This window comes from Frankia sp. CoWAU3 (assembly GCF_977971855.1).
The window spans coordinates 5,190-11,925 of record NZ_CDWWXB010000106.1 but is presented as its reverse complement, the minus strand read 5'-3'; the positions used below and the strand labels follow the sequence as shown (position 1 = coordinate 11,925).

6 protein-coding genes are annotated in these 6,736 nt (G+C 71.8%); 3 read left to right on the top strand and 3 right to left on the bottom strand.

Going from position 1 to position 6,736, the window contains the following annotated elements; translation table 11 throughout:
* On the bottom strand, window positions 1-1,384 hold a 1,384-nt coding region (locus AC08ON_RS11105), incomplete at its 3' end, for a sacsin N-terminal ATP-binding-like domain-containing protein (protein WP_476616913.1).
* A gap of 193 nt (window positions 1,385-1,577) precedes the next feature.
* On the opposite strand from AC08ON_RS11105, the gene AC08ON_RS11100 reads away from it, so the two are divergent.
* The 3 genes from AC08ON_RS11100 to purM all read left to right on the top strand — a co-directional run bounded on the left by AC08ON_RS11100 (window position 1,578) and on the right by purM (window position 5,389).
* On the top strand, window positions 1,578-2,390 hold the full coding sequence (locus tag AC08ON_RS11100) for a sterol carrier family protein (RefSeq protein WP_476607187.1): 813 nt from the start codon (window positions 1,578-1,580) through the stop codon (window positions 2,388-2,390).
* A 258-nt stretch (window positions 2,391-2,648) separates the two neighbouring features.
* Window positions 2,649-4,283, top strand: a complete 1,635-nt coding sequence (gene purF / locus AC08ON_RS11095; protein WP_476607188.1) for an amidophosphoribosyltransferase — start codon at window positions 2,649-2,651, stop codon at window positions 4,281-4,283.
* The gene (gene purM / locus AC08ON_RS11090) at window positions 4,280-5,389 is read left to right on the top strand and encodes a phosphoribosylformylglycinamidine cyclo-ligase (protein WP_476607189.1); all 1,110 of its coding nucleotides are present in this window, start codon (window positions 4,280-4,282) and stop codon (window positions 5,387-5,389) included. Before purF ends, purM begins: the two co-directional genes overlap by 4 nt.
* Before the next feature lie 221 nt (window positions 5,390-5,610).
* Here the strand turns inward: purM and AC08ON_RS11085 are convergent, their stop codons facing one another.
* On the bottom strand, window positions 5,611-5,817 hold the full coding sequence (locus tag AC08ON_RS11085) for a DUF3073 domain-containing protein (RefSeq protein WP_011434572.1): 207 nt from the start codon (window positions 5,815-5,817) through the stop codon (window positions 5,611-5,613).
* Between the two features lie 365 nt (window positions 5,818-6,182).
* On the bottom strand, window positions 6,183-6,736 hold a 554-nt coding region (locus AC08ON_RS11080), incomplete at its 5' end, for a Glu/Leu/Phe/Val dehydrogenase family protein (RefSeq protein ID WP_476616912.1).

Below are 6,736 nucleotides of genomic sequence, written 5' to 3'. Positions count from 1 at the left end.
GATCGCAGACGGAACAGTCCCGGCCACGCAGACCGCCGGGCAGCATCGCCGCGTCCGGGAGAAGTCGGATCAGCATCTCCCGTAGCCTGCCGTCGACCTCGCCCACCGGCAGCCCCGTCGGCACGAGGGCCAGCGCGGCCAGCGGGTCGCCGGGTGTCTCGTCTGGGTTCCTGCCGGCGTCTGGGTTCCTGCCGGCGCCCAGGTATTCGGCCAGCGCCACGGTGGCCGCGCTCAGCTGATCGGTGAGCCAGTCTCGTAACGGACCCGATACCGTGTATCGACGCGAGGGATCCAGTGGCAGCTCGACGCTCGCCAGGATCGGCAGCGAGATCGGTTCGTCCGTCGGCTGAGGTGCCCGCACGACCCGGGCGACGCCCTCGGGCCATCCGCCGTCGCGGACCATGACCCGGGCGGTGAAGCGGTTCCGGCCGCGCTCCTCTACCGGGCGGTCGGCCAGCAGGTTGGCCGGGATCACGCCGCTACGGGCGATGCCGCGCCAGCGCTCGCCGTCGAGATCGGCGATCTCCACGCGGGTCGACGTCGCGCCCGGCGCGGGCTGGGATGAGCCGCCCCCGCGGATCCATCGACAGGTGATCGTCCGAACGGCCCCGTCGACGTCAACCACGATCTCGCTGGGACCGCCGAGGACGAGCGGCAGGGTCGGATCGAGCCCCGCCAGCAGATCCCGGGCTGCCGTGGCCGCCGCGACGTCCCGCAGCGGGAGGCGGATCACGGTGTCGTACCCGTCCGGTGGTGCGGGCGGCGCGGGAAGATCGAATGGCAGCCGGAGGATGGGTACCGCCCCGTCGCGCCGGGCCAGTTCTTCGGTCAGGCCCACCCCCGCGGCCGTCACGGCCTTGATCACCCTGCTCTTCGACCAGGTGACTCCGGACGCCCCCCCGCCCGGGCGGGACCGGGAGACGATCGAGGGATCGTCGCTCACCGCGAGCACTGCGGCGAATCCGGCGCCGAACCGCCCTACTGACGTGGTGTCCCGTTTCGCCGAGGCACGCAGGGTCGACAGCGCCTCCACCCCCGCCGGGCTCAGCGGTGCCCCCGTATTGGCGATCTCCAACAGGCCCCCGGGACCGGCGCCGGTCTTCGAAGCATCCGGTGCATCCGGTGCATCCGGAGTGTCCGACTCCGAAGCGGAGGTGCGCAGCCGCAGGTACACCCGGGCCGGGACGCCGGCCTCACGCGCGGCGTCGACCGCGTTCTGCACAAGTTCGACGACGAGGCGGTCGCGGTAGGCGCCGAGAGCCGCGTCCTCCTCGGCATTGGCGTCTTCCCGGAAGCGGGCCGGGGAGGCGGCCCAGGCGTCAAGAACCCGTTGCCGGATCGCGGCGGTTGCGTACTCGTCGGCGGGAGCGCGCGGGATCGTCACTGGCACCCGTCCATACTCGTCTTCCTGCCCGGCAGGGCGGGGGATCGGGTCCGGCACACCGGCGCGCGCGGACAGCCGGATATAACCGCGCACCGTTTTATACTGGTTTGTACTAGGTGTTATCGGGTGGTGCCTGGTGGTATCTGGCAGGTGGGCTATCCGGCCGGGACGCGGCGCCGGGCAGGATGGAGGGATGCCATCCCGCGGACGCCGCCAGGATCCCAGGGCGACCGGTACCGAGCTGGCCGCGACGTTGGCGGACCAGTGGCAGCGGATCGTCGATGCGGTGAGTGTCCTGCCCGACGGGACCCTCGGGGTGCCGAGTCCGCTGCCCGGCTGGACGGTCGGCGACCTCGTCCTGCACGTCTCCCGCTCCGCGACCGCGCTCACCGAGGCCCTGGCCCCCGCGGTCCCGGCGTCCCGGCGCACGACGGATCTCGTCACCGCGAGGGATCTCGTCACCGCGAGCGGCTACCTGACGGGCGCCGGAACCCGGACGGAGGCCGTCGCGGACACCGCCCGCTCGCTGGCGGCGAACCGTGGGCCGGCCGAGATCAGAGGCTGGCTGGCCGGTGAGGTGTCGGCCGCGGTGGCCGCCATGGCCGCGGTGACTCAGGAAGCGGTGGTCCCGACGCCGGGCGGCCCGATGCGCCTGGCGGAGTTCCTGCGCACCCGAGCGGTCGAGGCGGTGGTGCACGGCCTCGACCTAGGCGTCACGCCGGTCCGGGATGCGCTCAGGGCGGCGACGAAGGTGTTCGCGGAGATGTTCACCGAGCGGGCACCCGGACGCTCGGTGGAACTGCGGGTGCCGCCGTTCACGGCCGTGCAGATCGTCGAGGGTCCACGCCATACCCGGGGCACACCGCCGAATGTCGTCGAGGCCGAACCCGTTGCCTTCGTCCTGCTGTGCGCGGGCCGCCTGCCGTGGGCCGAGGCGGTGGCCGACGGCCGGGTCGCGGCCAGCGGCGAGCGCGCCGACCTCAGTTCCTACCTGCCCCTCCTGTAGATGCGGGTTGGCTGGGCCGGATGATCTACCAGGGACGATCTGGTCCGTCCGGGCATGCGCGCACAACGGCCGATGCGCGTCCTCACTGCTAGCGTGGTGGGAGGTAGCTGCCGGGGGTGAGGCGGTGGTCGGAGTGGTCGGCGCGTCTCGGCGCGTCTCGGCGCGTCGGCGGACGAGCCCGGCACCTCTGTGGTCCCGCATGGTCCCGCGCGAGATTGTCCGCATTCTTCGGTGTCCCTGACCTGTCGAGGAGTCCTGGTGCCAGACGTCGCACCCCGCTTCGGCGCCACCCCCGGATGGGAATCAGACCTCTCCGACGAGCCGGGGCCGCGTGACGCCTGCGGTGTGTTCGGGGTGTGGGCGCCCGGTGAGGACGTGGCGAACCTGGCCTACTACGGTCTGTACGCGCTGCAGCACCGCGGGCAGGAGGCTGCCGGCATCGCGGTCGGGGACGGTCGGACCGTGGTGGTCTTCAAGGAACTGGGGCTTGTCGCTCAGGTCTTCGACGAGGTCACCCTGTCCAGCCTGAGCGGCCATGTGGCGGTCGGTCACACCCGGTACTCGACGACAGGCTCCTCCACCTGGGAGAACGCCCAGCCGTCGTACCGCACCGCCCGCTTCGGCGGCCCCATCGCGCTCGGGCACAACGGCAACCTCACCAACATCGTCGAGCTCGCGCGGACGCTCGGCGCGGAGCGGGACCGCCTGCGGGCGACCACCGACTCGGACCTCATCACCGCCATGCTCGCCGACCATCCCGGCCCGACCCTCGTCGACGCGGCGATGGACGTGCTGCCCCGCCTGACCGGGGCCTTCTCGCTGGTCTTCTCGGACGCCTTGACGCTGTATGCCGCCCGGGACGCGCACGGGATCCACCCGCTCGTGCTCGGCCGGCTCGACGGCCATCCCGACGGCGCGTGGATCATCGCCAGCGAGACGGCCGCCCTCGACATCGTCGGCGCCACCCTCGTACGGGAGATCGTTCCTGGCGAGCTGGTCGTCATCGACGCCGAGGGGGTGCGTTCGCGCACGTTCGCCCGGCCCGATCCGCACGGCTGCCTGTTCGAGTACGTCTATCTCGCTCGCCCGGACACGTCGATCGCCGGACGCTCTGTGCACGCCACCCGGGTCGATGTTGGCCGGCAGCTGGCCCGCGAGGCGCCGGTGGAGGCCGACCTGGTCATCCCCGTGCCGCAGTCCGGAGTACCCGCCGCGGTCGGCTACGCGGAGGAGTCGGGCATCCCGTTCGGTGAGGGCCTGGTCAAGAACTCCTACGTCGGGCGCACCTTCATCCAGCCCTCGCAGACGATTCGGCAGCGCGGGATCCGGCTCAAGCTGAACCCCCTGCGGGATGTGATCGAGGGGCGTCGCCTCGTCGTGGTGGACGACTCGATCGTCCGCGGCAACACACAGCGCGCGCTGGTGCGCATGCTGCGGGAGGCCGGCGCCGCCGAGGTCCACATCCGGATCTCCTCGCCGCCGGTACGGTGGCCCTGCTTCTACGGCATCGACTTCGCGACCCGCGCCGAGCTGATCGCCAGTGAGGCGGGCATCGAGGAGATCAGAGCCTCTCTCGGGGCCGACTCGCTGGCCTACGTCTCGTTGGAGGGCCTCGTCGAGGCCTCCCGCCAACCGGCCGGCACGCTCTGCCGGGCCTGCTTCGACGGCGTGTATCCGGTTCCGCTGAACGATTCCGACAAGCTCGGCAAGCATCGGCTGGAGGCGACGGGCGGCGCGGAGACCACCGAGGACATGATCGCCGAGGCGCTGCGGCGCGGCGTGACGCTGGGCATGAACGGTGCCGATCCCTCCCCGGACAACCACGACGCCGAGCCCGAGCCCGAGCCCGATCTTGAGTCCGAGCCCCAGCCGGCCGGGGTGAGGCCCGCATGAGCGGTGGATTGAACTCGTACCGGGCGGCCGGGGTCAACGTGGCCGCGGGCGAGCGTGCCGTCGAGCTGATGCGCGGTCACGTCGCGCGCGCGACCCGGCCCGAGGTCGTCGGTTCGCTCGGCGGATTCGCCGGCCTGTTCGCGCTGGATACGGCGCGGTACCGTCGGCCGCTGCTCGCCTCCTCGACCGACGGTGTGGGCACCAAGATTGCCGTTGCCCGGGCCCTGGACACGCACGACACCGTGGGCATTGATCTGGTCGCCATGGTTGTCGACGACCTCGTGGTGTGCGGTGCGGAGCCGCTGTTCCTGCTCGACTACCTCGCGTGCGGCTCCCTGGTCCCCGCGCGCGTGGCCGAGATCGTCTCCGGCATCGCAACCGGCTGCGAGCAGGCGGGGGCGGCGCTGGTCGGCGGGGAGACCGCCGAGCACCCTGGGCTCATGGGTAGCGACGACTACGACCTGGCCGCGACGGGGGTCGGGGTCGTGGAGGCCGACGACGTGCTCGGGCCGGAGCGAGTCCGGCCCGGGGACGTGGTGGTCGCGATGGCATCATCCGGCATCCACTCCAACGGCTTCTCGCTCGTACGGCATATCTTGTTCGGTCCTGTCGATTCTGGCCAGCCCGGTGGGATTCCCGAGACCGCGCGGGAGGATCTGGAGTCATACGTCCCGTCCCTGGGGGGCACGCTGGGCACGTCCCTGCTGGTTCCGACCCGCATCTATGCCCGGGACTGCCTGGCGCTGGCCGCGGCTGTCGAGGTGCACACCTTCGCCCACATCACCGGCGGCGGTCTCGCGGCGAACCTCGCCCGGGTCATCCCGCCGGGCCTGCTGGCCACGGTGGACCGGGCGTCGTGGTCAGTGCCCCCGATCTTCGGTCTGCTCGCCGAGCGCGGCGAGGTGACCCAGGCGGACATGGAAGCCACCTTCAACCAGGGAGTCGGCATGGTGGCGGTCTTGCCGGCCACTGCGGTCGCCGACGCTCTCGCGCTGCTCGCCGCGCGGGACGTGCCGGCCTGGGTGGCAGGGGAGGTCGGCACGGCGGACGCTCCGGAGCCAGCCGGCGTGGCCAGGGCCCGGCTCGCCGGCCGGCATCCACGCTGAGGCGGCCCGTCCGGGACAGCCCGTCCGGGCAGGGCAGCCCCTCCGGGCAGGTTGGGCAACCTGTCCGGGCAGCCTGGGCTGATCAGGAGTGAACTGGCGAAGAAGCATGCAGCGCGGCCAACATCACGGCAGCACGTTATGGCGGTGGGAGCCCGGGCCTGAGCCCGGACGACCACCGTCGGCGACGACCACCGCGGTGAGCGACTACCGAAGCGACGCTGTCAGCGGGAGGAACGTCGATCGTCCTCGTCGTCTGCGTAGGCGTCGTATCCGTAGTCGTCATCTACGTACGAGTCGTCGTTGTTGTTCTCGCGCGTCGAGCCCGCGCCCAGATCCGCCTTCAATCGGTCGAGATCCATAGTGGGCGAGTTGTACTTGAGCTCGCGGGCGACTTTCGTCTGCTTGGCCTTAGCTCGGCCGCGCCCCATGGCTCGACCCCCTCGAACATGACGACGGGGACCCGCCCCGGTGCTCTCACTGTCTCGTGCTTCCCGAGACTACAGGGACCGGAGGCTTCTCGGCACGCCAACCCGACAGTTGCCTGTCCCCGGACAAGGTGTCCGCGATCGGAAACGGTGTATGAACCCGCTTGTCCGGTGGGTTCGATCGGGGATATCCGCTTGTCCCCGCCGTCGGCGGCCCGTTTGACGGGGCCTAGATGTGATCACCGTCACCTGTTCCCATTGACGTTCAGGCCCCCGCCGGGCGGGTGATCGTGCCTGGTGGCGGGGGTGTGCCTCGCCTCACGGTGCGTCTCGCCCCACGGTGCGTCTCGCCCCATCCGCGGTCGGCGTCAGGGCAGCAGGATCCCCCGCAGGCGTCCCACGTCGGTCATGCGGCGTTCGGCGAGCCGCTCCGCGGCCTCGGTCGGGGTCACCTCCTCGGCCTTGGCGAGGCGGAACACCTCCGAGGTGGTGTCGAAGATCTGCGCGGCCCTGGCCCGGGCCCGCTCCGGCGAGTAGCCCTCGATCTCGTCCGCGACCTGGATCAGGCCGCCGGCGTTGACCACGAAGTCGGGGGCGTACAGGACTCCGGCGTCGGCGAGCTGCCGCCCGACCTCGGGCTGCGCGAGCTGGTTGTTGGCGCCGCCGCAGACGACGCCGGCTCGCAGCCGGCGGACGGTCTCCGCGCTCAGCGCTCCGCCCAGCGCGCAGGGGGCGTACACGTCGATGTCGAGGTCGAGCAGATCGTCCGGGTCCGGCACGGTCTCGGCCGCCGGGAACTCCACCCGCAGCCGGGCCAGGGCCACCGGGTCCACGTCGCCCGCGACCACCGAGGCGCCGCTGTCGAGGAGATGCCCGATGAGCCGCCGCCCGACCTTGCCGACTCCCGAGACCGCGACGCGGC

Bases quoted from the DNA above. Each gene is read 5' to 3' on its own strand.
- purM (WP_476607189.1), top strand. From the start codon at position 4,280: ATGAGCGGTGGATTGAACTCGTACCGGGCGGCCGGGGTCAACGTGGCC.
- AC08ON_RS11100 (WP_476607187.1), top strand. From the start codon at position 1,578: ATGCCATCCCGCGGACGCCGCCAGGATCCCAGGGCGACCGGTACCGAG.
- AC08ON_RS11085 (WP_011434572.1), bottom strand. From the start codon at position 5,817: ATGGGGCGCGGCCGAGCTAAGGCCAAGCAGACGAAAGTCGCCCGCGAG.